This is a genomic window from Vagococcus sp. WN80Y, assembly GCF_059621045.1.
The window spans coordinates 133,374-159,827 of sequence record NZ_JCAQHY010000175.1 but is presented as its reverse complement, the minus strand read 5'-3'; the positions used below and the strand labels follow the sequence as shown (position 1 = coordinate 159,827).

31 protein-coding genes, 1 tRNA gene and 1 pseudogene are annotated in these 26,454 nt (G+C 34.2%); 14 read left to right on the top strand and 19 right to left on the bottom strand.

Annotated features, from left to right (window positions below; all coding sequences use genetic code 11):
• Positions 1-596 precede the first annotated feature (596 nt).
• The 3 genes from thrS to AC5KOD_RS22065 all read right to left on the bottom strand — a co-directional run bounded on the left by thrS (position 597) and on the right by AC5KOD_RS22065 (position 4,462).
• A complete protein-coding gene (thrS, locus tag AC5KOD_RS22075; RefSeq protein ID WP_496916751.1) occupies positions 597-2,543 on the bottom strand; it encodes a threonine--tRNA ligase in 1,947 nt (648 codons plus the stop codon).
• Between the two features lie 414 nt (positions 2,544-2,957).
• Complete coding sequence (gene thmT, locus AC5KOD_RS22070) at positions 2,958-3,137, bottom strand: 2-hydroxymuconate tautomerase (RefSeq protein ID WP_496916750.1); 180 nt, start codon at positions 3,135-3,137, stop codon at positions 2,958-2,960.
• Positions 3,138-3,199: 62 nt separating this feature from the next.
• Positions 3,200-4,462 (bottom strand): MFS transporter, encoded by a 1,263-nt coding sequence (locus tag AC5KOD_RS22065; protein WP_496916749.1) that lies wholly within the window; start codon positions 4,460-4,462, stop codon positions 3,200-3,202.
• Positions 4,463-4,628: 166 nt separating this feature from the next.
• On the opposite strand from AC5KOD_RS22065, the gene AC5KOD_RS22060 reads away from it, so the two are divergent.
• A complete protein-coding gene (locus tag AC5KOD_RS22060) occupies positions 4,629-5,501 on the top strand; it encodes an Rgg/GadR/MutR family transcriptional regulator (protein ID WP_496916748.1) in 873 nt (290 codons plus the stop codon).
• Positions 5,502-5,555: 54 nt separating this feature from the next.
• A tRNA-Thr gene (locus AC5KOD_RS22055) sits at positions 5,556-5,628 on the top strand.
• 109 nt (positions 5,629-5,737) lie between these two features.
• Here AC5KOD_RS22055 and AC5KOD_RS22050 read toward each other — a convergent pair.
• A complete protein-coding gene (locus AC5KOD_RS22050) occupies positions 5,738-7,399 on the bottom strand; it encodes an LTA synthase family protein (RefSeq protein ID WP_496916747.1) in 1,662 nt (553 codons plus the stop codon).
• Positions 7,399-7,791, bottom strand: coding sequence for a hypothetical protein (locus AC5KOD_RS22045; RefSeq protein ID WP_496916746.1), 393 nt, complete (start codon positions 7,789-7,791; stop codon positions 7,399-7,401). Before AC5KOD_RS22045 ends, AC5KOD_RS22050 begins: the two co-directional genes overlap by 1 nt.
• Before the next feature lie 366 nt (positions 7,792-8,157).
• Between AC5KOD_RS22045 and AC5KOD_RS22040 the strand changes: the two genes are divergently transcribed.
• Complete coding sequence (locus tag AC5KOD_RS22040) at positions 8,158-8,730, top strand: YdcF family protein (RefSeq protein WP_496916745.1); 573 nt, start codon at positions 8,158-8,160, stop codon at positions 8,728-8,730.
• 168 nt (positions 8,731-8,898) lie between these two features.
• Complete coding sequence (locus AC5KOD_RS22035) at positions 8,899-9,495, top strand: nitroreductase family protein (protein ID WP_496916744.1); 597 nt, start codon at positions 8,899-8,901, stop codon at positions 9,493-9,495.
• 133 nt (positions 9,496-9,628) lie between these two features.
• Here AC5KOD_RS22035 and AC5KOD_RS22030 read toward each other — a convergent pair whose 3' ends face one another.
• The 5 genes from AC5KOD_RS22030 to AC5KOD_RS22010 are packed head-to-tail and all read right to left on the bottom strand — an operon-like array spanning position 9,629 to position 11,743.
• Complete coding sequence (locus AC5KOD_RS22030) at positions 9,629-10,039, bottom strand: GNAT family N-acetyltransferase (protein ID WP_496916743.1); 411 nt, start codon at positions 10,037-10,039, stop codon at positions 9,629-9,631.
• On the bottom strand, positions 10,032-10,556 hold the full coding sequence (locus AC5KOD_RS22025; protein WP_496916785.1) for a gamma carbonic anhydrase family protein: 525 nt from the start codon (positions 10,554-10,556) through the stop codon (positions 10,032-10,034). The genes AC5KOD_RS22030 and AC5KOD_RS22025 overlap by 8 nt, the downstream gene beginning before the upstream one ends.
• Before the next feature lie 6 nt (positions 10,557-10,562).
• The gene (locus tag AC5KOD_RS22020) at positions 10,563-10,823 is read right to left on the bottom strand and encodes a hypothetical protein (RefSeq protein ID WP_496916742.1); all 261 of its coding nucleotides are present in this window, start codon (positions 10,821-10,823) and stop codon (positions 10,563-10,565) included.
• A gap of 38 nt (positions 10,824-10,861) precedes the next feature.
• Positions 10,862-11,041: a hypothetical protein gene (locus AC5KOD_RS22015; protein WP_496916741.1), complete on the bottom strand. Its 180-nt coding sequence runs from the start codon at positions 11,039-11,041 to the stop codon at positions 10,862-10,864.
• A 12-nt stretch (positions 11,042-11,053) separates the two neighbouring features.
• The gene (locus AC5KOD_RS22010; protein ID WP_496916740.1) at positions 11,054-11,743 is read right to left on the bottom strand and encodes an NAD(P)H-dependent oxidoreductase; all 690 of its coding nucleotides are present in this window, start codon (positions 11,741-11,743) and stop codon (positions 11,054-11,056) included.
• Between the two features lie 679 nt (positions 11,744-12,422).
• Between AC5KOD_RS22010 and AC5KOD_RS22005 the strand changes: the two genes are divergently transcribed.
• Entirely contained in the window at positions 12,423-12,731 is a 309-nt protein-coding gene (locus AC5KOD_RS22005; protein ID WP_496916739.1) for a hypothetical protein, read from the top strand.
• A 180-nt stretch (positions 12,732-12,911) separates the two neighbouring features.
• Here the strand turns inward: AC5KOD_RS22005 and AC5KOD_RS22000 are convergent.
• Positions 12,912-12,989: pseudogene (locus AC5KOD_RS22000) on the bottom strand (glucose-6-phosphate isomerase); the annotation flags it as partial.
• A gap of 208 nt (positions 12,990-13,197) precedes the next feature.
• Here AC5KOD_RS22000 and AC5KOD_RS21995 point away from each other — a divergent pair.
• The 3 genes from AC5KOD_RS21995 to AC5KOD_RS21985 are packed head-to-tail and all read left to right on the top strand — an operon-like array spanning position 13,198 to position 14,105.
• Complete coding sequence (locus tag AC5KOD_RS21995) at positions 13,198-13,470, top strand: hypothetical protein (protein WP_496916738.1); 273 nt, start codon at positions 13,198-13,200, stop codon at positions 13,468-13,470.
• A 10-nt stretch (positions 13,471-13,480) separates the two neighbouring features.
• Positions 13,481-13,834, top strand: a complete 354-nt coding sequence (locus AC5KOD_RS21990) for a hypothetical protein (protein WP_496916737.1) — start codon at positions 13,481-13,483, stop codon at positions 13,832-13,834.
• 16 nt (positions 13,835-13,850) lie between these two features.
• Positions 13,851-14,105, top strand: a complete 255-nt coding sequence (locus AC5KOD_RS21985; RefSeq protein WP_496916736.1) for a hypothetical protein — start codon at positions 13,851-13,853, stop codon at positions 14,103-14,105.
• Between the two features lie 169 nt (positions 14,106-14,274).
• Here AC5KOD_RS21985 and AC5KOD_RS21980 read toward each other — a convergent pair whose 3' ends face one another.
• Entirely contained in the window at positions 14,275-15,051 is a 777-nt protein-coding gene (locus AC5KOD_RS21980) for a hypothetical protein (RefSeq protein ID WP_496916735.1), read from the bottom strand.
• A 212-nt stretch (positions 15,052-15,263) separates the two neighbouring features.
• Between AC5KOD_RS21980 and AC5KOD_RS21975 the strand changes: the two genes are divergently transcribed.
• Both AC5KOD_RS21975 and AC5KOD_RS21970 read left to right on the top strand, forming a co-directional pair.
• The gene (locus tag AC5KOD_RS21975; RefSeq protein ID WP_496916734.1) at positions 15,264-15,944 is read left to right on the top strand and encodes a hypothetical protein; all 681 of its coding nucleotides are present in this window, start codon (positions 15,264-15,266) and stop codon (positions 15,942-15,944) included.
• Positions 15,937-17,085: a helix-turn-helix domain-containing protein gene (locus AC5KOD_RS21970; RefSeq protein WP_496916733.1), complete on the top strand. Its 1,149-nt coding sequence runs from the start codon at positions 15,937-15,939 to the stop codon at positions 17,083-17,085. Before AC5KOD_RS21975 ends, AC5KOD_RS21970 begins: the two co-directional genes overlap by 8 nt.
• Positions 17,086-17,255: 170 nt before the next feature.
• Here the strand turns inward: AC5KOD_RS21970 and AC5KOD_RS21965 are convergent, their stop codons facing one another.
• The 3 genes from AC5KOD_RS21965 to AC5KOD_RS21955 form a co-directional block, all read right to left on the bottom strand.
• Entirely contained in the window at positions 17,256-17,675 is a 420-nt protein-coding gene (locus tag AC5KOD_RS21965) for a hypothetical protein (RefSeq protein WP_496916732.1), read from the bottom strand.
• 14 nt (positions 17,676-17,689) lie between these two features.
• On the bottom strand, positions 17,690-18,259 hold the full coding sequence (locus AC5KOD_RS21960) for a hypothetical protein (RefSeq protein WP_496916731.1): 570 nt from the start codon (positions 18,257-18,259) through the stop codon (positions 17,690-17,692).
• Between the two features lie 211 nt (positions 18,260-18,470).
• Entirely contained in the window at positions 18,471-18,980 is a 510-nt protein-coding gene (locus AC5KOD_RS21955; RefSeq protein WP_496916730.1) for a GNAT family N-acetyltransferase, read from the bottom strand.
• Positions 18,981-19,219: 239 nt separating this feature from the next.
• Here AC5KOD_RS21955 and AC5KOD_RS21950 point away from each other — a divergent pair, with 239 nt between their 5' ends.
• From AC5KOD_RS21950 to AC5KOD_RS21935, 4 genes are all read left to right on the top strand, one after another.
• Positions 19,220-19,852, top strand: coding sequence for an HAD family hydrolase (locus tag AC5KOD_RS21950; protein ID WP_496916729.1), 633 nt, complete (start codon positions 19,220-19,222; stop codon positions 19,850-19,852).
• Between the two features lie 470 nt (positions 19,853-20,322).
• Entirely contained in the window at positions 20,323-21,018 is a 696-nt protein-coding gene (locus tag AC5KOD_RS21945; RefSeq protein WP_496916728.1) for a DUF6973 domain-containing protein, read from the top strand.
• A 10-nt stretch (positions 21,019-21,028) separates the two neighbouring features.
• Complete coding sequence (locus AC5KOD_RS21940) at positions 21,029-21,430, top strand: DUF5301 domain-containing protein (protein ID WP_496916727.1); 402 nt, start codon at positions 21,029-21,031, stop codon at positions 21,428-21,430.
• 139 nt (positions 21,431-21,569) lie between these two features.
• Complete coding sequence (locus AC5KOD_RS21935) at positions 21,570-22,148, top strand: hypothetical protein (protein ID WP_496916726.1); 579 nt, start codon at positions 21,570-21,572, stop codon at positions 22,146-22,148.
• Between the two features lie 266 nt (positions 22,149-22,414).
• Here AC5KOD_RS21935 and AC5KOD_RS21930 read toward each other — a convergent pair whose 3' ends face one another.
• From AC5KOD_RS21930 to AC5KOD_RS21915, 4 genes are all read right to left on the bottom strand, one after another.
• A complete protein-coding gene (locus AC5KOD_RS21930; protein WP_496916725.1) occupies positions 22,415-23,695 on the bottom strand; it encodes a LysM peptidoglycan-binding domain-containing protein in 1,281 nt (426 codons plus the stop codon).
• 43 nt (positions 23,696-23,738) lie between these two features.
• Positions 23,739-23,957, bottom strand: a complete 219-nt coding sequence (locus AC5KOD_RS21925) for a hypothetical protein (RefSeq protein WP_496916724.1) — start codon at positions 23,955-23,957, stop codon at positions 23,739-23,741.
• Between the two features lies 1 nt (position 23,958).
• Positions 23,959-24,318: a hypothetical protein gene (locus AC5KOD_RS21920; RefSeq protein WP_496916723.1), complete on the bottom strand. Its 360-nt coding sequence runs from the start codon at positions 24,316-24,318 to the stop codon at positions 23,959-23,961.
• A gap of 103 nt (positions 24,319-24,421) precedes the next feature.
• Positions 24,422-26,452, bottom strand: coding sequence for a phage tail protein (locus tag AC5KOD_RS21915; RefSeq protein ID WP_496916722.1), 2,031 nt, complete (start codon positions 26,450-26,452; stop codon positions 24,422-24,424).
• Positions 26,453-26,454: the final 2 nt, after the last annotated feature.

Below are 26,454 nucleotides of genomic sequence, written 5' to 3'. Positions count from 1 at the left end.
TTAAAAGAACAAATGATCCAATGCGTGAAATCATCACTCATCACTGTTTTTTCACAAACAACACACTCACTAATCGTAACCTTATCGAAGGTTTTCCGCACATTCTAACCTATCCACTTATACCTAAAAGAAACGTTTGAAAAATAGAAACCCAAAATCGTGCGTGATACTATCAGGCATATAATAACACCTTTCAATTTCACTTTATATCATTTAAAAGAACAAGTGGTCCGATGCATGAAATTATCACTCATCACTGTTTTTTCACAAAAATCCTCGTTATATATCCGCTGACTTAGCTAATGTCTTGTTATGACTAAAAATTGTTCATTAATTATAGCACGTATTCTCTTATTTTAGTGACTTTCTGTCAACCTTTCAAAAGTTACACAATCGCCTCTCAGAAACGCCATAGAACTTACTTTCTAGTTCTAAAAACAACGAGTTTGTGCATCATTCAGTATCATACTTTTAAGAATGGAAAACTCTCCTTCACTTTCAATTTGATTCTGCCTATCAAAGTGGTCTGGCTTTTTAATACAAAAAGCATGGTGAGAGTGACTAAATCTAACTCTCACCATGCTTTTATCTTAGCTTTACCCTTGGCGACTAAAGTTGTTAACCTCAGCAACTACACTATCAACAAACATAGATACTGACAATGAATTAGTTTCTTTACTACCATAGCGACGAATATTTACTTCGCCAGCGTCAACTTCTTTATCGCCTACTACTACTTGGTAAGGAATCTTATTTGTCTGAGACGCACGAATCTTATAGCCCATTTTCTCATTACGTTCATCTACTTCAAAACGAAGTCCCTGTTTAGACAATTGTTCTTTAATTTCATACGCATAGTCCATATGCAAGTCATTATTAACTGGAATAATGGTTCCTTGCACAGGAGACAACCATGTAGGGAATGCCCCTTTATGGACCTCAGTTAAATGAGCCACAAAGCGTTCCATTGTTGAAACAATTCCTCTATGAATTACTACAGGACGATGAGAGTTTTCGCCATCCTCACCAACATACGTTAAATCAAATCGTTCTGGTAATAAGAAATCGATTTGAACTGTTGAAAGAGTTTCTTCGATTCCCATCGCAGTCTTAACTTGAACATCTAATTTTGGACCATAAAAAGCGGCTTCTCCCTCAGCTTCAAAATAGTCAATCCCAGCTTCATCAGCTGCTTCTCGTATTAAAGTCTGTGCCTTTTCCCACATCTCGTCATCATCAAAATACTTATCTGTATTTTTAGGATCACGTAAGCTCAAACGGAAACGATAATCAGTAATATTGAAATCAGCATAAACTCCAGTCATTAATTCCAAGGTACGAATAAACTCATCTTTAATTTGATCTGGTCTTACAAATGTATGACCATCATTCAAAGTCATTTCACGAACTCGTTGTAAACCTGATAAAGCACCACTCTTCTCATAACGGTGCATCATTCCCAGCTCAGCGATTCTAATCGGTAACTCACGATAGCTATGAATATCATTTTTATATACCATCATATGATGGGGGCAGTTCATCGGACGTAAGACTAACATCTCACCGTCACCCATATCCATTGGCGGGAACATGTCCTCATGATAGTGGTCCCAATGACCTGAAGTTTTATAAAACTCAACATTTGCCATGATAGGTGTGTAAACATGTTGATAACCAAGAGCTACTTCTTTATCAACAATATAACGTTCAATTGTACGACGGATTGTTGCACCGTTAGGCAACCAGAAAGGCAAACCTGAGCCAACATCAGAGTTAGTCATGAAAATGCCTAATTCTTTCCCTAATTTACGGTGATCTCGTTCTTTCATCTCTTCACGGAATTGTAAATAATCTTTCAACGCTTTTTTATCAAAGAACGCTGTCCCGTATACTCGTTGCATCATTTGATTATCAGAATTACCACGCCAGTAAGCTCCTGCTACTGACAATAACTTAAAGACTTGAATACGACCAGTTGAAGGAACATGAACCCCACGACATAAATCAACAAAATCCCCCTGATCATAAACCGTGATTTCCTCATCAGCCGGCAAATCAGTAATTAACTCAACTTTATAAGGGTCTTCTTTGAATAACTCTAAGGCCTCTTCCTTGGAAACTACTTTACGGACAATTGGGTTATTTTCCTTAACAATCTTCATCATTTCCGCTTCGATTTTTGGTAAATCTTCTTCAGAAATCGGATTCTCGCCATTGTCAGTATCGTAATAAAAACCGGTATCAATTGCTGGTCCAACACCAAAATGAATCTCAGGGTACAAACGACGAACCGCATTTGCCATTAAATGCGCTGTTGAATGACGTAAAATTTGCAACGCATCTTCGTGATCTGGTGTCACGATTTCAATCTCCCCATCTACCTCTAAGGGACGGATCAAATCCACCAGCTCACCATTGTATTTTCCAGCCAAAGCTTTTTTAGCTAAACTTTTGCTGATACTTTCAGCAATTTCAACTGTTGTTGCGCCAACAGGAAACTCCTTTTTAGCACCATCTGGAAATGTAACATTAATCATTGACATCTAACTTCCTCCTTTATTTGACAAGTCTTTTATTGGAATGACTGCTTCACACTTAAAAACTAATCGCCAATACACTCTCTTAACTATTAAAGATACTCCCTCACAAATAAAAAAACGTCCTAATATGCTGCAATTGCAACATATTAGGACGATAAATTCGTGGTTCCACCTAACTTCAGAATAACATCTAATCAGACTTACTCTCTCACTTCGCGATAACGGAGCGACCGACTTAGTTTCAAACTAAATTCTCAAAAGTGGTCAACTTGTATGCTTATCTAGGAAACTTTCAGCTGTGTTTTCCCTCTCTGATTGACAGTTCATAAAGTTGGTGTCTTTCTCATTGATAGTTAATTGGTTGAATTAATTTAAACACGAATTCAGATTAATTGCAAGACTAACGTCATAATAAATTTAATTTGTGACGTCTCCCCCGTGACCATAGTCTTCTTTTTTCATGTCGCTAATCACAATCGTAACAGCCTCTTTCTTAGCACCTGTCGTTCTAACAACTGCTTCGGTCACTTCTTTTATCAAATTTCGCTTTTGCTCAGCTGTTCGACCTTCCATCATTTGAATATTAACAATCGGCATACGCTTTTCATCTCTTTCTATTTAGTATTATCTACAAGTTTACCATAGCCAAGCCACCTCTGCTACAGCTGATTTTTCACTTTACTAACGCCATTCTTTGCAAATTGGACAAAACCAAAGGCGAATGAAACCATAGAAAAAAGAAAGAAAAAAATAACAGCTAGTTTCAAATTAGCAACCGTCGCTAACGTAGTAAAGATAACCGTTGTAATAGGTGGAGTTACTAATAGAAGGGTATTGACTCCACCACTAATTGTTCCTAATTTTTCTACCGGAAATTGACTGATTAATAGAGCATTTAGTTTGGGAGAGGCCGAGCCAATCAACAAACCAAGCACAATTAACAAAAGTAATAATAACCATAATTGCTTACCAAACATGGCTATTGCGATCCCTGTGTTTGCAAGAAACATACCTTGACAAAGGCTGCTCAAAGAAACGGCTGACAACACACGCGGCCCCCACAAGCTTCCAAAAATAACACCTGTGCTGATTAGCCCCTGAGTCAAAGCAAATGTAAAAGCAAAACTTTGAATAACTAATTGAGGATTTTGTGACAACAAAAGGCTTATTAATGGAACCAAAACAGACAGAGCCCCATTAGCAATCGCAAATAATATAATCACTCTAAAAACAGAACGATTTTTGGTTATTTCTTGAAGTGAGCTTACAATTTGCTGAAACAGCCTCCTTAATGAAAATTTTTCGCTTTTTGCTTCACTAAGATGATCTTTTTCAATCATTTCTAATACTTTTTTCATGGAAAGTATTAGGCTAACACTAATAAAAAAAGTGCCACTATTTATCCAAGCTAACACATCATAAGAGACAATACCAATCAAATAAGCGCCAATAAACTGTGCCAATAACCCTACTAAATTAGTCACAGCCCCATTTAATCCTTGTGCTTCTTCAAGTTCATCTCGCTCTACTATAAACAAAATAAATGGTGTCATCAATCCACTTGAATACTTGCCAAGACAATCAGAGAAGAAGTTGAGCAGACAAATCCCAGCTAATAACTGAAGCGATGGCTGAAAACCAATCATGATCCCCACTACCACATACAAAAGACCACGAATAACACCATTAACCATCGTTTTTACTGTTTTATTTCGACTCATATCTGCTAGACTTCCTGTTACAATAAAAAATAAACTTGGTATTGCTTCTGATAAACTAACCATCGAAATTGCTAGACCAGAATTAGTAAACTGACTAGCATAGCTCATCAAAGCCACATAGTACATTGAATCTCCTAAGGTTGAAATAAAATTATTAGTAAGAAATTTACGATAGACCGGGTTCTTTTTTAGTACATTCATTTGGCATCCTCCTAGGCTTAACCACTCACTTTCATGCAAATGGCTAGTTAATAATAGTAAGTCTACCGTGCTTCAATCTGTTGTAGAAAAAAAGTCTTATATTCTGGACCAAGTTTTCAAAATGTATGATACAATTTAACAAAATAACTTAAAAGGACCGCTGACTATGATAAACTACGGCGAGACAATTCGTAAAATCCGTCTAAATAAAGGCTTCTCTCAAAAAGAAATCTATACTGGAATCGTCTCAAAATCATATACAATTGAATTTGAAAAAGGAAAGCATGATATGGGGGTTACTTCTTTTGTCCAAGTTCTTGAACGTCTTTACATTAGCTTTGAAGAGTTTTCTTTCATTCATAATAATTATCAGAGAGAGTCTGAATCTAGCTTCTTATCTCGCTTTGGTGATGCTGCTAATCAAGGAAATTTAGAAGACTTAAAACAAATTGAGAGAGAGTTAGTTAACACTTCTAGCGAGCAAAATCGCCTGATTATGGCCTTAACTCGACTGTCGATTTATTCGATCGAGCATCAAGATGAGGAACTCCTTCAACACTATCCTCCCAAAGAAGTTAAATTGTTACAAGACTTTTTAATGAGGTTAGATTCATGGACTTTTCAGGAGATTATTATCTTCGTCAATAGCGGAGTCTACTTTGACTATGAAGTTCGCTGCCAATTAATGAACACTGTCACTAAAAAAATAACCAAATATCAAGAATTCAACTTATACGGTAAAGCCTTCTCCGCTTTAATTGTTAATTTTTTGAGTGACGCCTTCATGCTTGAGGATCGGATTCACATTACGCCCTATCTAACATTACTTGACGATTTAACCCACGATATTACTTTGTCCTTTCAACGGGATTTTTACCTTTTTTATACCGGGCTATACGATATTTTATGGGGAGACTATGAAGCTGGACTCGCGCTCTGTCAGATGATTATTAGTCATATAGACTGTTTAGGTCATGATTTTTTTGCACGAAGCTTAACCCAACTTTTGGAAAGTATCTGCCGAAAAAAAACTGACTGATACTTTACAATTAAATTGAATAGTCTTATACTTCTTATTAGACAGCTTTTAGTTGCCGGCTTAGCTCAGTTGGTAGAGCATCGCACTCGTAACGCGGAGGTCACAGGTTCGACTCCTGCAGCCGGCATACTGTAATATCGAGCGGTAAAAATTGATTTAGTCCATGATTTATCAAACAAGAAATAATAAAAAAACAAGAATCTCAATAATTCGTAATTTATCGAGATTCTTGTTTTCTATTTTATCACTGCTTTAAAAAATGAATCAGATAAATACTCTTTTCCAGTGGTTAAATCGTATTGAATTAATTGGTAATCTTTAAGAATTTCTTTGGTTTGATCATCAAGTTCACTATAAGCTTTTGCTTGGCCATTAACATAATAAACTTCTCTATTGTATGCCTGTACATGCTTAAATAATTCTTCTAAGACAGCATAATACGCTGATAGCTTAGCACTATTTTGTTGGGCTACTAAATTAGTAAAGAATATAGGACTCACGATAGGAAAATCAATTGACTGACTTCTTCCATGATTGGAATATATAAAGAAGTCTGTACCAAATTTTTCAAAATCATTCATTTTATCAGCGTACTTGCTCATAAATCCAGGAATGTGATCACCATATAACAGTACTGTTACATCATCAGCCATGAGCTCTATTTGATCTAAAAAGTTTTTAGTAGCTTCATCTGTTGCTTTAACCCTATCTAAATAATTATTAAACGTCACCTTATCCTCAGCTTCCAAATTGAAAGCAGGCTCTTCCTTGCTTCGTCTATCGATAAACTCAGTTCCATACGGTAAATGGTTTTGCATTGTTGTCAATTGAATGAATCCAACTTCATCTTTTTTTAGCTCATCTAATGTTTCCTGATACGCCGATTCATCTGTAATATTCACGCCATTATGAGTGTCTGTATAAGTTAAATTGCCTTCATATATGAACTCATCGAAACCAAAATTTTTAAAAACATCTATCCGTTTATACAATCGAGGTGAAAAAGGGTGTATAGCAATTGCTTGATCTCTAATCGAATTTCCATTTTTATAAAAACTCACAACAGTTTCGTCATTTGCCTGACTATGTGCAAATGAAATATAGGCACTAGATATTTGAGGTTGAAAATTAGCCATTGCTAATCCTGTCAAAGCTGCATATTCCGTATTCGCAGTCCCTCCCCCAAGATTTGTAGATAGCATCTTTCCAGAATATGTCTTTTCCATAATTTTATCAATTTCTGGCAGAGGAGAATCGTTCATTTCTAACAACTCAACCTTACTTGGGTTGAACAGACTTTCACTTAAAATATAGACCAGTTTAGAATCTGAAAAATTCCTCTCTCTTGTCAGGTTAATTTGAGAAGCAGCTTCCAAATACTTGGCTTCAATTTCTTTCATCTTTTTTTTAGAATACTCAGGTATTACCGCCATAGGTTTAACTGGCATATTATATAGAAATCCTGTTACGAAGCCATTAACTTGATAATTAAGTAACTGATTGTATCCAACAAATTGGCTAGTATCAGCATTTAGCATCTCAGCAGCCTTGGGTGAGTCATTAAAATTATACGAAAAATATAAAATATACCCTGAACTAATTATTGCAATAAATCTACCCACGGAATAGACGTACTTTCCAATACTTTGTTTTATTTGAATATCCCGCAATCTAAGAATTGTTGCATATTTTTGTAAAAGTACTCTTTTAATTAAAAAGTAATAGATAGTTGTTCCTAAACTAGCCAGAATTAATATATTGACACCTAGTTCAATATATCTAGATTCAATCATTTCTAATAATTCTTGAGATTGGCCAATCATTTGAAGTTCCTGTGGAAACACAGGTTCTTGTCTCAGTTCAACCTTTTGATTATTTGCAAAAACTAGTAAACTCATCAAAAGACTATACCAAACTGTCGTAAAAAAAATTTTCCTGTTAAGCTCCAGAAAAAAATAAATACTACAAAAAGAATCAAAAAACCTTTAAAAACACTCGTCTGAAATTCAGACACGCGCATTTCGATTTCGAAACCAACAAACAAGCTTTTCTGCAAACAAACATTAAAATAAACTGAAAGAGCTAAAGCTACAAATAATTTTATAATAAGTAATAGAAAACGACTAGCTTCATATCCTATAATGCCAGGCGTGATTTTTTGAATCATTAGTCTATTTTCAATTTTTTTTTCTTGCCGATAATTACTGGCTTTTGTTATTTTTTTAGAAAAAAAATAACAAATTTTTCCTATTACATTCTTAATAATCTCTTGTATCTTGATTCTTTTCACCCCTTTTCCCCCGACTCCTTAAGTAACCTCGATTTTTGTTCTTTCTGACTGAAGATTACAATTGGAGTCAATTATAAATTAACATTATTAATATACCATCATTCTCAATATTATCAACCTTTATTTCAAATTAAATTTATATTTATCTCAATTTATAGAATCAACCTCATGGCTCATCATACATAACTAATTCCCTTTCTATTTTACTTATCTAAAAAATATCGCTACTTATTCTTACCTTTCCCCACCCACAGTTTAACAAAAATTTATCGTTTAAATAATAAATACTTCATAACTTTACGCTATTATATGCACATTATACCAGTAAACTACCCCTTACTTTCAGTTTACAAAGGAGATGAATAGATGAAAAAAATCAAAAAATGGCTAATTGGGATAATCATTATCGGTCTCGCATATGGTGGCGTGGTCTTTGGTTTGATTATGAGCGATGTTAAAGAGCAACCTGCTCCCCATGCTGACTCATTAATTATTTTAGGCGCTCAAGTACGGGGGACTCCTGCTAGACCAAGTGCCGTTTTAAAAGAACGTCTTGATGCCGCTTTAAACTATATTGAAAAAAATCCTGAAACGACAATTATCGTTTGTGGTGGAAAAGGAGAAGATGAATCTGATTCTGAAGCTAACGTAATGGCTAATTATCTGATTGACCATGGTGTGGCGGACACTCGAATTATTCGGGAAGATGATTCCACCCGAACTATGGAAAATTTGATGAATGCTGAGCGGAAGACTACCTTAGGGGAAACGGTTATTGTATCAAATGATTTTCATATTTATCGAGCAAAAATGTTAGCCAAGCGTATTGGAATTGATAATGTTAGCGGCTTAGCGGCTAAATCTACCTCTTCTGCCAAATACAAAACCTACGCCAGAGAAATAATTGCTCTCGGATACGGTCTCATCTTTGACTGGTAACTAGATAGTCCTACAAGATAAAAAGAATCTTACTTTTAGTGAGCATTTAATTTTACTTATTATTTGTAAGATTATATACTGTAAAAGTATTAAAAATTCAGAAAAAAAGTAAGGAACTTTCAATTCAGAAAATTGAGAGTCCCATAACACGATGAGGAGAAATTAATCATGACAACATTTATCGACACACTAAAAAACAGACGTTCAATCTACGGGATTGGCAAAGACATTTCTATTTCAGAAGCTGAATTAGAAACATTAATTCAAACAGCCGTTAAAGAAAGCCCATCTTCATTTAACTCACAAACATCACGAGTTGTAATACTTTTGGATGATGCTCATGCTAAATTGTGGAATATTGTTGAAGCTGCCTTAAAACCATTAACACCTGCAGAAGCTTTTCCAAGTACACAACAAAAATTAGCTAGCTTTGCTGCTGGTAAAGGAACTGTACTATTTTTCGAAGATACTGATATTGTGAAATCATTACAAGACCAATTCGAATTGTATGCTGAAAACTTCCCAATCTGGTCAGATCAATCAACTGGAATTGCTCAACACTCTGTTTGGGTAGCTCTTGCTGAACAAAATATTGGGGCAAGTTTACAACATTACAACCCAGTTATCGACGCTGAAGTAGCTGCAACTTGGGATATTCCAGCTAACTGGAAATTAACAGGACAAATGCCATTTGGTTCTATTGAAGCACCTGCTGGCGAAAAAGAGTACATGGACGACAGCGCTCGTTTCCGTACAATTAAATAGGCTGCTGACTCTCTTTACATAAAAGTAAGTGGAGGATGAGGACAATTGTCCTTATCCTCCACTTATTTTACGTCTATTAGGCGAGAATTGAGCTGAAATATCTACTTTTTTCTCCCTGCTTCACAAAATCATTTTACTTAAAAATAGCAAATGAAACAACTTGTCCTTGATCACACGATTTAAACCCATGTTTCTCATAGAAATAACGAGTATCAGGCTTCTCCTCTGTCATTAAAACAATTTGACGAACCGTTTGATACTCATCTAAAATTCGCGTAATCAACTCAGAACCTAGCCCCTGACCTTGAAGTCTTGGTATCACTAAAATATCTTGAATATAAACAATTGTTTGTCCATCTCCAATCACCCTAATTAATCCCACTAGCTGATTATCCTCCCAAGCAGTCACCACCTTCAATGAATTAGCAATTCCCTTTTGCAAAGTAGCTAAATTCTCAGTATACGCACGCCACCCTACACTTTTGTACAATGACAACAATTGTTCAGAATCAATCTGGCTTGTCTCTTGGTAAACTCTAGCCATCTTCTCCGATCACCTCCACATAACCTTCCGAATTAATATTAACAATTTGGCCAGTAAATTGCCGAGCATTCTCTACATAAGCCTCAGCGTTTTTAGTAATCCCAACAATTTCTTCTGCAGATAAATGGCGGATGAATTTCGCTGGACTTCCCATAATCAATGAATTTCCAGGTAGTTCTTTATTTTCAGTTACCAATGAATTAGCCCCAATAATCGTGTTCTCCCCAATAACAGCATTATTCATAATTGTCGCACCCATTCCCACTAAAACATTGTCCTTAATTTGACAACCATGAATGATACAATTATGCCCAACGGTTACATTTTTTCCAATTACTGTCGGACTATCAACATCCACATGTACGACAGCTCCATCTTGAATATTAGACCCTGCGCCAACTTCAATCTCATTATAATCCCCTCTTAAAACAGCTTGAAACCAAACATTACTCGTTGATGCTAATTTTACCTTTCCTACAATATCAGCACTTTTAGCAACAAATATTGACTTATCTATCATTTTTTAGTCTCCTTGTATTCGTAGTGTGATAAAAATTGGCTTTCTAGTTAGAGGTAGCTCATCTTCTTCAATCTCCATCACCTTTTTAATATCCTTTATTTGAATGACACTCATCTTTCCAGAAGCCTTTAATTCAACCGCAAGTATCTTTTTGGCATTCATTTCATCCACTAATTGCATAAAAAGAAGACGAATGGCTTCTTTAGTGTCTCCTTCAGTAAAGTAACGGTCGTTCTCAATCGTTGAAATTTCAATATAATGCAAGATAATCTCTCCTATTCTCATATCTTCTTTATTCTTAGCTATTTCCAGTTACTTGGGCTCCATAAAGAACCATCTAGCTCCCCTTCAAGCTGCTCTTGTCGTTGGTCTTGCTCCAAAACCAGTTCAATAGCCGCCAAAAATAACGCTTTTTGTTTATAATCTCGACTAACCTCTTCCATCTGTTGAAGCTCTGCTACTAACCACTCTGTCACGCTCATCACCTTCTCTTTTTAATACTCATCCAACGTCATTTTCAGCTCTGCCAATGTCGTTTGGCGTTCAGCAATTTCAATAATAAGCGACTCCAAAAGCTCATACTTATCATTTGGCAAATACGTTCTATCTACACGTTCTAATTGATTAATTAACCACGTTGTACGATTATTGAGCGAGCTTGGTTGCTCACCAGTCAAATAATACTGATAATTTACTAATAATCTCTTCTTTTCTCGTTCTGATAAATAGGCGAACTGATGAATGGCTAAAGCAGGCAAATAAGTCATGCCCATATGATTAGCAATCGCCTGATAAGGACGAGTCAGCTCATCAATGGTATAGCCCTCTTTACCACCAGCTCGATAGGCCATTTCATTGATCCCAACCGTAAGTACTAACCCAAAATCCTTTCCTTTCAACATACTTCCTTCTAATTCATAAAAATCCTCTCCTGAAAAAACCACATCTTGCCACTCTTTCAACAACGCTGGAGAACTATACCAATAAAAAGGAAATTGAAAAATGAGACGATCATGGCTTCTTAAAAGCTGTTGTTCAGCTTCTCGATCAATTTTTCCATCTGGATAACAACTCTCTAAATGATGAAAAGTCACTTCTTCAAAATAATTGACAGCATTCATTAAAAATTGTTGACTTCCTGATTCACTTAAATTAGGATGTGACACTATGACTAACGTCTTCATTCTTCTCCGCCTTACTTTCTTAATCTTTCTTCGCTCTATTATAACTCACTTAAAGGAGTTGATGATACTCTTTCGCTTACTTACAATAAAAACATATTATTATCTGCATATCTCCTTGACAGCTATAGAATAAAGGGGCTTTTTATAATATAATCAAGAGTTGTCAGAGGTAGAAAAAGGGCAGCCTAGCTGCCATTCCCTCTTTTTCTACCCACGACAAAAAACCTCTTAGTCAGAGGAGCAGGTTCATATTAGGGTTTTCAGGCATAGAAATAGGCCCAGCAGGATTTTTTAACGTTATACGCTTCTTAATCGAGTCTCTTACGTCTTCACGATTAGCAATTGGTTATACCTGCCAGACCATATTCTGTTAATAAGGAGTTACTCAAATTCCCACGTCCTTTTCAAATTGAAATCATTTAGATTCCGTGAAGCAAGTACTTACACCACTACTAAACTACTTGCTTTAACAGCCACCCACTTTTGAAGCGAGTTTCTTCTAACTGTCCTTTAGGGAATTACTATGACTCCTTATATATTATTTATATCATAATAAGGTCGAAAAAGCAAGCGATTTAATTTAGACAAATAGAATACACAGCAATTATCTGCCAAACATGGTACAATAAATGTCTGATCTCTCACGCAGAGCAAGAAAGACAGTAAGTAGGTGTAAAACATGACTATTAACGAATTTATTGATTACATTGACTCGTTCTTAACGAGCAAAGAGTCTTTCTACAGCAAATCAATGGATGATCAGCTCGCTAGAAATTCTCGCAGGGCACCAGCTAAAAGATGGAATGACGTTAAAATGACCCGAGCAATTGATAAACAATGGAAAGAATTATTAACCAATATCTATAACCAAATTCGACCAAAAATCTCAAAATCCCTGACTCCTGAAGAGGGATGGATTGCTTTTATTAACCAAGAGGACTTTGTTGAGTCACTCAATGAATCGATTTATGAAATTGAATTCGAATAAACGTTTACCATAAGAACCACTCGTTTAAGAATGTCGTTCAAGTAATCTTTACTTCGTCCTCATTCTTTTTTAGTTTATATCAACAGTATAATTCTCCAACTTTTTTATTAAAAAGCCAGAAGAATAAAAGAAAGAAAGCACTAATCTCCTCGGAGATTAGTGCTTTCTTCAATGATCCGTTTATAAACGAGCTTCAAGCTCTTTTTGAAGAGCTTCAAAGCCAGGTTTACCTAAAAGAGCAAACATGTTTTTCTTGTACGTACATACTATTTCACTAGTTGCATTAGTAACAAAAAGCTGATATAACAGCTTTTTTCTCTCTACAAATTGTTTCACCAATTACACATTTTGAATATAGGTACCACCAATAGTACCACCAGCCAATTTTACAATTTCATAGATTGTTCCCCTTGACAAAAGCGAACATACATTCGTATAATTGTTTAACAAAGGAGTGTGGAATTTTATGAAAACGAACCAGATTGGCATTGTAGATAAGATTAGAGTTATTAAGTCGTACCCTGATATGCTAGTACGTTTTACACTTAACACATCAGAAGGACAAATTAATTGTATAGTCACTAAAAAAGAACTAGCACAGCAATTATTGTTTATTGAAAACGGCCAGACTGAGATTGCTTGCTTTGGTCACTACAGCAAACACAATCAGCTAGTGATAGACAAAATGACCATTAGAAATCCTACTTCATTCTTATATGAGTTCGCTATGAAAGTGTAGGTGTATTTATGTGAGGTTTGTCAAAAAACTAGAAGTTGGCGAAGATTTTTTTGCGCCCCGTTACCTGGCTAAACATACGAAGAAATTTAGACGGCTATCTGCTGAAAAAAGAATCATTGAAGATATCCCCTACTATGTCTGGTCTTTTTCTAGTAAACGTATCCCGATAGGTATTGCGTTAATACCTTCATCGAAACCTACTCATATAGTATTACTCAGCTTAGAAAAAACTGAAAATTTTTATACAGCAGATTATCGATTCATTAATTTTTTGAAGATTAATAAGAAAGATATTAATAGTTTAATCCCAGGTCAATCATTGTATGTAGGTATGGATGATTGGGATAAAATTGGAAAGATTTAATTATAGAGGGGTTGTTATGATGGACTTGGAGGATGCAGAAATAATTGAAAAGACGTTGGATCTGATTCTGAGTATTGTTGTTCAAGTTGACGGCTGGAATGTCCTTACTGGTGACTTAATAGAGAGAAAAGAAACTCATCGCTATTGGTCTAAGAGAGAAGCACAAGATGCTGCAGAAAAATTCAGAGCGGCTGCAAGAGACTACTATGAACCAAAAATAAAGGCTAACATACCAGAATTTAAAGAATTAATTAGGCTACAGAAAAGCTAAACTAAATTTAACAGTCTAGCTTTTTTATTTACATTTAAAAAAATGAAATTAGAGATTAATACGTATATAGTATTTGAAGGGAAGTCTTTTCGCCATCCCTCTCCCCTTCAAATATCAAAAGCCTAGCTACTCCCTTCATGAGCGGCTAGGCTTTTTAATTTATGCAATATTACTTAAATTCTAAGTCACGAATCCTTTTAATATCATTTTTTATTAAATGTCTATTTTCATAAAAATACTGGTTTTTTGTACTACTATTTCTGTCCAAAAAATAGACCTCACTCTCATTAATCGAATCAAAATGAAGTTTTTCATTTAACTTCTTTAATTCTACATCATTTTTTTTTAAATGCAATGTAGCAACTTTTTTTTCATCATCAGCATCATCAGAATAAAAACTGTAAGGTATCGGTAGTTCACGTTTATTAAAAACTAAAAGACTAATATTTTTTTCGCTTGTCTTTTTATCGATTAGCACCAAATAAAAAGAAAAATCGGATTTAAAACTTGGATTCACTGCTTGTGGATAAAATTTTATTTTATTTCCTTTGGCTCTCACACTATATTTTAATGACTCTTCTAATTGCGAGTGTGGCTCTTGATTTACATGTTGCATCTTTAAATAATCATTATAGACTATATAAGCACTTTTATAGTTCCCAGTTTTTTTGATTTCAATTAATAAATCAGGAAAAATGACATCGTACTTAGTTATATCATTGCCAACTTCCATTGTAGAACTTGTATCTGAAAAATTTACTTTTTTATAATTTATTAGTTTGGCGTTCACCACTTGATACGATAACTCTGGGGAAATAAATTTATCATAAAAGTACTTTCCACCAAATCCTAATATAGCAAACATAAATCCAACTATTCCTGTAATTATATATTTCCAAGTTTCATATTTAACATCCTTTAAAAACTTTTTTCTAATAGCGTTCATAATCCCACTCCACATATCATTTATAGCAACAATTATAGCATATTTTTTAATTAATACCCATTATTAGTCTTTTTTAAGAAAAAACTAAAAAATAAATACATCTCTTACTTTTATTTAATATGTTATCAATCATTTTAAATATAAACATTCGGTTGAAAAAATTAAAGGTTTATTGTATGATAGTAGAAATAAATCAAATTAAGGAGAAATGTATGGAATATAACTACGATTTTAAACTACAGGAAAAACAAACCAAGAGCAGCATTATGGATACTTTCACTCCTCGTATGAGATCTTCACTTGTACAAGCAGTTAAAAATGCTTATAAATGGGTTTCACTCTGGGAAAAGGACCCCAATAATAAGGTATTAACTGAATACCGTAGTAAGTATATTCGTGGGAATGCTATTATGATTGCTGTAGACTACTATATAATCGAAGAAATAAAACTAGGTAATCTGGACTTGAATTTCTCCTTTGAGTTTAATGAGAATAAATCATACCCTTTCTTAGTATTATCTGATGATGAAAAGACATTCAAACTGACAATAAACCAAGTAATAGGAGTAAAAAGTTTACCTTCTTTTGCAAAAAATCGGGAGGATCGAATTAATAGTTATTACTCAAACTTGTTCATGTCTGAGAATGATATCGAAAAAGAGCTGGCAGCTGAGACATTTCAATTGACCCATGGTTACCAGACTGTTGAACCCGGTTTTGTTGTTTTGGGTATACCTGGTCAAAATAGAAAGTGGCTTGACTTCATTAACATCTTACAAGAACCATTAGTAGTTAGAAACGAGATTAAACTAGCAACAGCTAAAACAATAGCCAAAGTTCCAAATCTAAGCGAAATGCAAGAAAGTATGAATGAGTTGATAAAAAATGAATAACAATTTAATTTCTTTCCCTGATACAATGTCTTTCAGTGGGGAAGCTTTAAAAAAAGCAAGAATTTTTAGAGGAATGACTCTATCAGAACTAGCAACAGAAGTTGACATATCGCTCCAAGTTATTTCAAAGTATGAAAAAGGAAATAGTGTTCCTTCATTTGATATTTTACAAAAGTTAAGTAAAGAACTAGGTTTCCCTGTTCCATACTTTTATAATAAGAGAAGCATTTCTAATAACAATGAAGGTTTTTTTCGAAAAGGTAGCACTGTTTCTAAAAAAAGCAAAGCACGAGTCATTGAACTCGCCTCCTACGCAAATGAAATGTTAAAAGTAATTGAACAACAAGTATTTTTACCTAATTATACTGACCCCGTTGACATAATAAGAACTACAAGATACCAACCTATTGATTTTGATTATATTGAAAGTATAGCTACTAAAATTAGACAAAAATTTGACTTTGGTAATGGACCTTTGATAAATATAACAAACTTTCTTGAATCTTTAGGTATTATTGTTATTTTCGCTAATTTAACCTCCGAAAAGATTGATGCTTACACAATTCACTATGAAAATCATCCTATGATTATATTAAATTCGAGACGAACTTCGAGTAGTAGGATTAGATTTAATTTAGCTCACGAATTTGGTCATATATTATTTCACAGAGACTATGATAAAAAATATGAGAATGGCGGAAAGTTTATTACCATTGAAGATGAAGTAAATTACTTTGCCGGATGTTTTTTGTTACCGGAACAAGGACTGTTACAGGATTTATCTTCGACGAATTTGCAACATTTCATTGCTCTAAAAGCCCATTGGCATGTATCAATTGCAGCCATCATAATGAGAGCTAATCAATGTGGTTTTATTTCAGATTCGCATACACTCCACTTGAGGCAACAAATGAGTAGAAATAAATGGCGAACTAAAGAACCTCTGGATGATGATTTACCTATCGAAAAACCTGTAATCTTGGAACAAGCAATTGAAATATATGGGAACAAGGTACAAGTTGCACCTTTAGATTCAATTGGACAAAAACTAGGTTTTTATCCAGATTTCATTGCTGAGACTCTTTTAGGAAAGTATTCATACGAAGATTCCAAAATTATTAATAATCTGAAGCTTCTATGATAAAAAGCCCGATTCATTTATCTTTGAATCAGGCTTTTTTAAGCAGTATCTTTGTTGATAAAACACCTTGATCTCTGATTAAGAACCGTACAGACCAGACCTCTGCTAATTTCCTAAAGCTACATAATTGTTCTGATTCTTACCGAACATCCTTAATTGTTACTTATTTTTCACGAAAATAAATCTTTATCTATTTCTGATATACTTAATACTTGACCTACAACATTATTATAGATTTTGTCTAATATTGAATACATTGCATCCGTTTCTTCCGTAATGCTAACTACAGAAATATCATCTGAGCCTACATCTGATCTTCCTAGAGAAAAATAATACCTTGTCACATCATACCAATTCTCTTCATCAATATATCTTTTAGCCGAAACACGCCCGATACTGACAATCGAATTATTCCTTCCCTCACGATAGTATGCATCTATAACTTGAGTTTCAGGATTATTGGTATTGTAAAACATACTTTTTTTATCTGGTTGAGCCTTTACCCACATTCCTCTATTAATATGATTGTCTATATCAACACTAATTTTCATTGCAACTCTTTTTAAGGCATCTACTGTCCCTTGATCCATTTATATCATCCCCCTTATTTAAAATTTTTTTCAACCGCAAGCTCTTGTTCAATTTTACATAAATACATATGAATAGTCGAATAATGTTTCTTTATACTTGAAATTGCAAAATGGCTATCTCTCGTATAAGGACCACTTTTACTATTATACTCTTGCTTATACGATGTCTTTATAGTTTCCCATTTATTATCATCCAAATGAATACCATCAACAATTATATCTAGCTTTGTTGACTCTGAAATAAATTTTTTAATATTAGACGAGTAATCTATATGATTGAAAGTCTTATATTGCTCAATATAACTTCTAACCTTACTTAAATTATCATCCATTCTATTTTTAGAAATTTGCCTATCTTTTTCTTCATTTATTATCTCTGCTGTTGATTTCAGTAAAATAATACCCACAATATAACTAAAGACACTTAAAATATTGATGACTAAATCGATAATACCTAATTTATTATGAATTCCAAAATATACTGTCAGTAGAACTAAAACAGATGGTATTCCAATATTGAACAACCATTTATGATCCAATATAAATTTAGAAACATAATTACTAATATTAGTTCTTTTGAGCAAATAAATCCCTCTCCTCTCAATCAGAGAATTGTATATGATTACCATACAAAACACATTTGTATAAAATCCTTTTAAAAATAGACTCTTAAGAGTTTGGTTTTATTATATCATACGAAAGTCATCTCTTAATATTAATAATATTATTAATATGTAAAAGAATGTCTATCCCGTCAAACAATACAAATACTATTAGTCATTTTTAGGCCTATAGTTAATAATATTTTGCCATAAAAAATTCATCTTGATTCTTGTCCTCAATCTTCATAGAAATCTTTCTTATTCCTTCAATAACAAAACCGTTAAGCCTATATAAATTAATTGCTCGTTCATTATGTGACAACACTGTTAACTCAACTTTTTCAATTGAGTTTTCTTTAGCCCACAGATCTAATAAATAAAACAGCTCTTTCGAAATTCCATTACCACTAAAATTGCTCAAAACACCTATCGTAAGATATGCAACGTGTCTATTTCTAACAAATGCCCCTCTCTCAGCTGAGAGATATCCTACCATTTGTTCGTTAAAAAAAGCCACTTTAAGAAAATCTATATTAGTATCCGCTAATGCTATGCTTTCTCTGATTTGGTTTAGACTCTCAGTGTCGTCTTTGCGTTCGTCAGGTTCATACATCATAAAATTTGTTTCTTGATCCAGTTCTTTTTTTAATTGCCAAAATAAGTAATCCTCATCATGGTTAAGATTTCGATAAATAAACGTCATGCCACATCCACCTCATTTTTTGAGCTATATTTCATTGTTATCTCCTCCAATGTATCTGTGTATTTATTAAAACATAAATGAAAAGATAATAATACATCAGATATGAACTATTTAATCTGTAAAAAAATACCGAACTCATAAAAAAAGATTAACTTTAGCGTAATAAACGACTCTCGTATTCATTTCATAGTATAGTAAACTTTGATAATATCAAAATAGAAACTAAGGAGCTGATTCACATGATACTTAATCGCTATGATTTATTCATTTTTGACTTCGACGGAACTATCGCTGACACACTTCCACTTTGTTTTGAATCGTTTAAGGCTGTTTTCTCTAAATTCAACAATGAAATTATGACAAATGAAGATATTGAAAGTTGGTTCGGCCCATCAGAAGTAGGAATAATAGAAAATAACCTGAAAGATCCAAATAATAAAACCGAAGCTGTTGAACTTTACTATACTACCTACGAAGCTCAACACAATAAACTTGTTAAAAACAATGTAGAAATTATTAACATGCTTAACAAATTGAAAGAAAACAACAAAAAAATTGCACTTGTTACAGGAAAAGGGAGACAATCTTTAGAAATATCTAAGAAGAAACTTAACTTGAACCATTTTTTTGATTTAGATATTGCTAGCGAAGACGTTACAATTCCAAAACCTAATCCTGAAGGTATTTTAAACATCCTGAATAATTTTAATATTGATAAAAAGCGTACAGTTTATATTGGCGATAGTGAGGCAGATATATTAGCAGCTAAAAATGCCGGAATTGATAGTATTGGAGTTGAGTGGTTTCTGGAAAAACAGTTTTCGAATTTACCGACACATACTTCTAAAACACCAGATGACCTTTTTTATTGATAGATTGCTCCTTTATTAAATATTATATATAGTAAAAAATCATCCTATATGATGGCACCCCGCCTTTCACTCTCAGTAAAGGCGGTTTTTTTAATTTGTAAAGTTTTAACAACTTCAATTATCAACTCATTATTAAATTGATTGTAAATATAAAGCAAAGACAACTAAATAGTTGTTCGTCGGCCTTTTTTATATAATTTCTAGTAATTTAAAGTAAATAGTCAATTAATTAGTATAAAATTCATTTTCCTTTAATAAAACTTAACACGCATCAGTATTTATCTACATTCTCACTCGAAATAAAATAGTCCCATCATTGAATAGTAGCTATTTACCCTTAACAATAGGGGTGTTTGATGATCACTTATTATCTTTATGTCAATAATTTCATTGACTGATGTTTTGACTTATGATAATATTTTTATAACTCAACCGCGGAGAGTAAAAAATTGGAAAAGTTGGTGTAGTTTATGAAATTAAAAAAATTATTAGTTGTAGCTAGTGTCTTTGCAGTGTTCGGTATATGTTCAAATGTTGAGGCTCAGGTTGACGCTCAGCAAAATGAAGAAACTATTACTGAAGAGTATGTAGATATTGCTTCGTCAATTACTGAAAACGATTTATTTAAAGCATATGAGAAATTGGAAAATACTGAAGGTTTAACCGAGTCTGAAAAAAATATTTTGGCTATGGAAGTTCTTATTGAAACTCATGAAGAAAACACTAGCAACTTGCGTTCACAACGCTATTACAACTCTGGCGGTTCTTCACTCTTGAATAGCGCTGAACAAAAACTTGCCAAATCGCATCCATTCGAAGCGATTCAGTATGGATATACTGCGAAACAAGCTGAAGCAAGAACAATTGAGTTATTTAGAAAAAATGGATTCCAAGACGCTTCTGATGCATTTAGGCACGCCTATTGGAATGCTGCTTTAACAATAAAAATTGGAGCATCAAGAGCAAAAATTTGGACAGATGCGCACGAAGCTACTTCTTCGGGTCTAGATAAACAAATGGACTTATTCAACAATGGAGTGGGACGAGGTCTTGCTTCTGGAAGCAATAGTCTAAATGCTCAATTAGTTACTAAAGTGTTTAATGCAGTTAAATCTGGAAAAATGAGAATAATTGTGAATAATAAGTTAGTTTCGTCAAAATTCTAAGGGTATATTCATGAAGAAATCAATAATTGTGATTACTATCTTAGGAACAATATCACTTTTCGTTCTGCTTTTCTACAAAAGGCCAATACATATCATTCCAAAAAACAATGATATTGCCAGTATATCTGTGACTAAAAATGACACTTCAAGAACCTTAGATGAAAATGAAAGAAAAGAGATTCTTCTCTTAATGAAAGAATCTTATTCCAAATTAATCAAAGGAAAGTCTGTTGATGATTCTCCTAGAGTGCCACAGTTTTATACGATCAAAATTAAGAAAAAAGATGAAGTATCTGATACATTTTATGTTTACAAACATCAATCAAAATATTTTATCGAAAAGCCATATAACGGTATATACTATTCATCTAGTAAATTATATAATTATTTAGAAGATATCCATTCTCAATAATTATATAATAACATTCTGTTATTGGTAATCTATACCAAAATAAAAATATTTCTTCCCTACTTCTTTACGCCTTGCTTTGATACAATATATATCTACAACTTCATTGTTGAATAGGAAATCAAAGCGAGGTAAGAAACATATGATTAAAAAAACATTTGCTACAATAGCGCGTTTTATAAAAAATGATACTACTAAATCTTCAGTTGGAATCATTGTAAGTATTGCCACTATTGCAAATATCTTGATATCTACAAATCAAATTAATAAAATTAATAAAGAAAAACAATATGAACAAAACATTTCATTAGCTGAAAAGGTGTCAGTTTGGAACACTATTTCTCATTCTCCAAACGCATCAATTACCATACAAAATGCCAATTCTCTCCCTATTTATAATGTATTCGTATTGATGACAAGCAATAAAGGCCTCGGAGACTCTCTCGACAATGATATTGAGTTCGCTTTAAAGGGACAGCACTGTATTCATATAGAAACGGTCCCACCAGGTAAATACTCAACTACAATAAATAATCCTGGCAATGCTGCCGGTGGAGTACACGCTATTCCTTTCATTTTTTTTACTGATTCAAAGAATAAAGAATGGGTCAGAACACCCAGTGGATCACTAAGTGAATATAAAAATTATCTTGATACTCTAATTGAATCGGGTCTCACATTGCCCTATGGACAAGCCAAGCTAGAAGAACTAGACCAATAAATACGATTAGAATTAATATACAGGCCAAAATCATTATTTCAGAAAAAGGCTCAATCGAACCATTCTTAAAGATATTAAACCATGTCCAAAAAGCATTAACTAAGCCAATTTCAATTAAGAGAAGGCAAACATACACGCTGAATTCTATTAATATGCAAAAAGCATTCTCAAAAATATTTAGTATATATTTCATATTTTCCCCTTTCAAATATAAAAAAGTAAAATAGCCCTGATCTCAAAAATAAGAGAATCAGGGCCTTACTAATTTATACTCTTAAAGTATTACCTGCATAGATCGTATCACTTTGCAGACCATTCAACGCTTTAATATTTTGAACTGTTGTACCATATTGCAGTGCAATACCGCTAAGCGTATCGCCCCATACAATGTTATGAATTCTAGTTTCTTCTGAAGCTGTTCCACTTAGTTTCAGAGTTTGGCCAGCATAGATCATATCACTAGATAGTCCGTTTAAGGATTTAATGTTTTCTACGGTCGTTCCGTAAGTAAAAGCAATGCCGCTTAATGTGTCACCACATACGACATGATAATTTTTAACTGCTGTTGAATTAGGATCACTAATTGGTTTATCAGCTACATTGATAATCTCGACATTTTTACGATTAATCCATGACCAGATACCACCTAGTAACACTTTATCACCACTGACTTCTTGCACAATGTAAGTATTACCTTTCACCCAATCAGGAATCCCTTCGCCTGTTGCCCATTGAGCAGCAGAAAAATTAACCTTCACACTATCTCCAGCTTTAATTTCTTTCTTAGGCGTTTCATCTGCTTCTTTACCTGCATCAATTGACGGTGTCTCTGTCGTTGGTTCATTTCCCTTTTTATACCCATTATCTGTAATACCAGTCAAGTCAACATTTCCATCAAGTCCCCCGGCAACATAAGTTGATGTAAACTGATAAATAGCAATTCCATCTAATGATGGAAATACATTATAATTTGGTTTAGGTGTTACATTATAATCAGGATAGGCAGCAATCCACAAGCTATTTGGAAACTCTTTTATGATTTGTTGGTAATAAACATTATCAAGCGTAAACGGCTTGTAAGAGTAATACATCGGCGTGTAGCCTGCTTGCTTAATCCTTCGCATACCATATAAAATTGTATCCGTATTAGCTTGCTTATTTCCACCTGCTCCAGACTCAAAATCAAGAGCTACAATGGAGCCTTTTGGTGATTGAATCTTTGGCAGGAAGTAATCCATTGTTGTTTTCGCAATAGACATGCTCCCCCAAGTATCATACCAAATATAGGTGTGGGCTCGTTTCCCTTGAGCAATCGTTGCAGCTACTTGAGTTTTATAGGTCCATTGATCGTACAAGCCCCATTCATTATAGCCACCTATTTGAGAGATAGAGAATTTGTCACTCCCATAACCAAATCGACCATTCTCTCCTTGATAGATGGCCCAGTCTACCCCTTGATCACCTTTAGCAGCAAAAACAGACACGCTAGGAAACACCATACCAACGACAATAACTAAACTAACTAGAAACTTTGAAAATTTCTTCATTATAATACCTCTTTTCATTTTTATATAAAAAATAGCCCTCAAATTAATGAGGACTATCCTTCTCCTTATCAATTCGACGGCTATCAACAAAACCTTCACCGACAATGTAGGCCGACAAAGTTCCAAGTGCAGCAATTAGAGCCACTACCTTTTCGGAGGTTAAGTCATCAACATTAAAAATAACCAATACTGCTAATACAAAACCACTGACTGCCGCCCAGAACTTACGACTAGTTAACTTTAGTTTCCAATCAATTTTCATATTATTTCCTACCTTTCAACTTTTCTATTTGAATATCCTTATCACGACACCACTGTTTGTAATTTTCTTTCTCTGTAGATAATCGAAGGATGTCGTCCTTTAAAACTTGAATTAGCTCATCTTTTGCTGTTAACTCTTTTTTTAATTCCTTCAGTTCCAGCTTTACATCTGCTAATTCGTCATTAATTCGTTTATTACTATCTTTTAATTCAGTGATAAGCCCACTAATTTCTGTTGTATAAATTTGGTCAACACTCGCTTTATTACTTTGAGTTGTCCCTTTATAGGTCAGGTAACTTCCAACTACAGTACCAATAACTGTCCAGACTATGGCTGGGATTTCCTTTACAAGTTCCAGCATCAATAAAATCCCCCTATCAGAGCTTCAAAGACCATTACGATCTCTAAAGCAAAAATTAAAATCTTTATCCCACTTATGAGACACAGACTATTGTCAATTATCTTTACGCTGGACTAGCATCTTTCGTCATAAATGAAACATATATATTTATTTTCACGCCCATACCAAATAAAGCTCCGTTTCCGTTAGAATCTCTTCTCTCATAGGCTTCTACACTGATAACCCCAGCATCAGAAATAGAGATCAACATTTTTCCTAGCTCACCAGTCTCGCTCTCACCTGTAAAAAATTCAATGCGCTCTCCAGAAATGGGTCTATAACCCGTTGGTATTGTCCCTAAAACTAATGGAAGCAATGGTCCATATGTTGTTTTCTTGACAGTTCCTGATGCACATACAACAGCACCATTTCTTCTGACTTTAAGTGTATTTTGTGAGGCGCTCCACCCCGCAATTCCTGCAGCTAACGGCACTGTTGCTTCATATAATTTTGGTTGAACAGATGCTACTCTAGAATCCACCTCCGCTTTTGTATAGGCACCAACATTCCCAGCTGTTATAGCAATATTTGCTGTCCCATTAAATGAAACACCTGCAATTGTTCGTGCAGTAACCAACTTTGTCGCACTCACAGCATTGGCATTCGCATTCAATTTACCATTCCAGTTAGCTCGTTCTGCCGCCGTTAGGTGACGGACAATATCATTATTGTGCGTATTAAATTCTGCTTTCGTAGCTTGTTGAATATTATCAACACTACCTAGCCCAACATGAGTTTTAGTTGTACCATGAGGATTCGATTTATTGTTGGTATGAGTATTTAAATTAGATTGAACAGCAGTTGCTTTAGCCTGTGCACCCGATTCCGTTTCCAAAGGTAAAAATGATGTCCAAGTATCTGTAGGGTACACTCCTAACCTAAATTGTACCGATGTTCCACCAAGATTGGAGGCATACGGTGAATATAGCTGTAACACTCCTCCGCCATTAGAATACCCATTAAAAGTAGTAACTGTTCCAAACGATGGCCAACCATCCTCTTCTTTTCTCACCATGGTTACAGTTACTCCTTTGGTATAAGATGAAGGCTTATCAGTAATTTTTTTTGAATAAACCGCTAATAAGTTGATATCAGTTGTATCGATGTTAATATCTGCAGTACCATCAAATAATTTTCCAGCAATTTTCCTTGCGGTTTGTAGTTTGGTCGCACTCACAGCATTGGCATTGGTATTCATTTTGGAGTTCCAAGTATTCCGTTCAACTGCTGTTACATGTCTAACAGAATCCCCACTATGAGTGTCAAATTCCGTTTTTGCGGCTTGTTTTACATTATCTACATTCCCTAAACTAATATCGACTTTAGAAATGACTACATCACCAGTTCGTCCGTTAACAGTTTTCACAGATTGAAGTAACTTAATTGCCTCATTCACAAGAAAGGGCGTCATATAGCGATTATTTAACGATCCGCTTTGAGCTTCTGTGGTTGAAGCAATACCATAATCTTGAACACTTCCCAAACCAACATGAGCTTTTGTGGTCCCATGCGGATTAGTTTTTGTTGCTATATGATCCTCAGCAATTTTTTTTGCAGAGGCTGCATCGGCTATACCTATACTCCCACGATCATACGCACTTTTAACAGAGTTAGGAGTTGCTGCCATTGTTTTATCAGTACTAACTACTGAGTCCAGAAGTTGAACAATTCCTTTTTGACTCAATCCGGCAATCGGCACACCAAGTACATCCGCCCACTTGTGGGTATGAACTCCTGGAGCTTTTGAATCCCAATTTTCCCTCTCGATTTTTAAAATATGACGAATTGAGTCTTCATTATGTGCATCAAATTCTACTTTTGTTGCTTGTTTCTGATTAATTAAATTTCCTAGCCCTACTTGTATTGCATTAACATCATGAGGATTATTCTTAAGTCGTTCATGAGTAACTAGATCAGAATCTTTAGCAGCTACTTCTTGTAACTCTTTTAAGGCGTAATACGTTCGGCTAAAAAACCAATTAAAATAATCTGCTGGTGGCCGTTGCGATGCCTTCCAACCATCTTTTAATAAATTATCTGGAGGTTGAATACCATCTGCTTCCCATTTAGGTAGCTCTTTAATAAAATTTACCATCT

What these genes read in the sequence shown, in the direction of transcription:
- AC5KOD_RS21930 (WP_496916725.1), bottom strand. Translation starts at nt 23,695, where the DNA reads ATGAAGAAATTTTCAAAGTTTCTAGTTAGTTTAGTTATTGTCGTTGGT.
- AC5KOD_RS21920 (WP_496916723.1), bottom strand. Translation starts at nt 24,318, where the DNA reads ATGCTGGAACTTGTAAAGGAAATCCCAGCCATAGTCTGGACAGTTATT.
- AC5KOD_RS21950 (WP_496916729.1), top strand. Translation starts at nt 19,220, where the DNA reads ATGATACTTAATCGCTATGATTTATTCATTTTTGACTTCGACGGAACT.
- thrS (WP_496916751.1), bottom strand. Translation starts at nt 2,543, where the DNA reads ATGTCAATGATTAATGTTACATTTCCAGATGGTGCTAAAAAGGAGTTT.
- AC5KOD_RS21955 (WP_496916730.1), bottom strand. Translation starts at nt 18,980, where the DNA reads ATGACGTTTATTTATCGAAATCTTAACCATGATGAGGATTACTTATTT.
- AC5KOD_RS21980 (WP_496916735.1), bottom strand. Translation starts at nt 15,051, where the DNA reads ATGAACGCTATTAGAAAAAAGTTTTTAAAGGATGTTAAATATGAAACT.
- AC5KOD_RS21945 (WP_496916728.1), top strand. Translation starts at nt 20,323, where the DNA reads ATGAAATTAAAAAAATTATTAGTTGTAGCTAGTGTCTTTGCAGTGTTC.
- AC5KOD_RS22030 (WP_496916743.1), bottom strand. Translation starts at nt 10,039, where the DNA reads ATGGCTAGAGTTTACCAAGAGACAAGCCAGATTGATTCTGAACAATTG.
- AC5KOD_RS22060 (WP_496916748.1), top strand. Translation starts at nt 4,629, where the DNA reads ATGATAAACTACGGCGAGACAATTCGTAAAATCCGTCTAAATAAAGGC.
- thmT (WP_496916750.1), bottom strand. Translation starts at nt 3,137, where the DNA reads ATGCCGATTGTTAATATTCAAATGATGGAAGGTCGAACAGCTGAGCAA.
- AC5KOD_RS21965 (WP_496916732.1), bottom strand. Translation starts at nt 17,675, where the DNA reads ATGGATCAAGGGACAGTAGATGCCTTAAAAAGAGTTGCAATGAAAATT.
- AC5KOD_RS21975 (WP_496916734.1), top strand. Translation starts at nt 15,264, where the DNA reads ATGGAATATAACTACGATTTTAAACTACAGGAAAAACAAACCAAGAGC.
- AC5KOD_RS22035 (WP_496916744.1), top strand. Translation starts at nt 8,899, where the DNA reads ATGACAACATTTATCGACACACTAAAAAACAGACGTTCAATCTACGGG.
- AC5KOD_RS22065 (WP_496916749.1), bottom strand. Translation starts at nt 4,462, where the DNA reads ATGAATGTACTAAAAAAGAACCCGGTCTATCGTAAATTTCTTACTAAT.
- AC5KOD_RS22005 (WP_496916739.1), top strand. Translation starts at nt 12,423, where the DNA reads ATGACTATTAACGAATTTATTGATTACATTGACTCGTTCTTAACGAGC.
- AC5KOD_RS21915 (WP_496916722.1), bottom strand. Translation starts at nt 26,452, where the DNA reads ATGGTAAATTTTATTAAAGAGCTACCTAAATGGGAAGCAGATGGTATT.
- AC5KOD_RS21940 (WP_496916727.1), top strand. Translation starts at nt 21,029, where the DNA reads ATGAAGAAATCAATAATTGTGATTACTATCTTAGGAACAATATCACTT.
- AC5KOD_RS21970 (WP_496916733.1), top strand. Translation starts at nt 15,937, where the DNA reads ATGAATAACAATTTAATTTCTTTCCCTGATACAATGTCTTTCAGTGGG.
- AC5KOD_RS21935 (WP_496916726.1), top strand. Translation starts at nt 21,570, where the DNA reads ATGATTAAAAAAACATTTGCTACAATAGCGCGTTTTATAAAAAATGAT.
- AC5KOD_RS22050 (WP_496916747.1), bottom strand. Translation starts at nt 7,399, where the DNA reads ATGAGTTTACTAGTTTTTGCAAATAATCAAAAGGTTGAACTGAGACAA.
- AC5KOD_RS22010 (WP_496916740.1), bottom strand. Translation starts at nt 11,743, where the DNA reads ATGAAGACGTTAGTCATAGTGTCACATCCTAATTTAAGTGAATCAGGA.
- AC5KOD_RS21995 (WP_496916738.1), top strand. Translation starts at nt 13,198, where the DNA reads ATGAAAACGAACCAGATTGGCATTGTAGATAAGATTAGAGTTATTAAG.
- AC5KOD_RS21985 (WP_496916736.1), top strand. Translation starts at nt 13,851, where the DNA reads ATGATGGACTTGGAGGATGCAGAAATAATTGAAAAGACGTTGGATCTG.
- AC5KOD_RS21925 (WP_496916724.1), bottom strand. Translation starts at nt 23,957, where the DNA reads ATGAAAATTGATTGGAAACTAAAGTTAACTAGTCGTAAGTTCTGGGCG.
- AC5KOD_RS22040 (WP_496916745.1), top strand. Translation starts at nt 8,158, where the DNA reads ATGAAAAAAATCAAAAAATGGCTAATTGGGATAATCATTATCGGTCTC.
- AC5KOD_RS22015 (WP_496916741.1), bottom strand. Translation starts at nt 11,041, where the DNA reads ATGAGCGTGACAGAGTGGTTAGTAGCAGAGCTTCAACAGATGGAAGAG.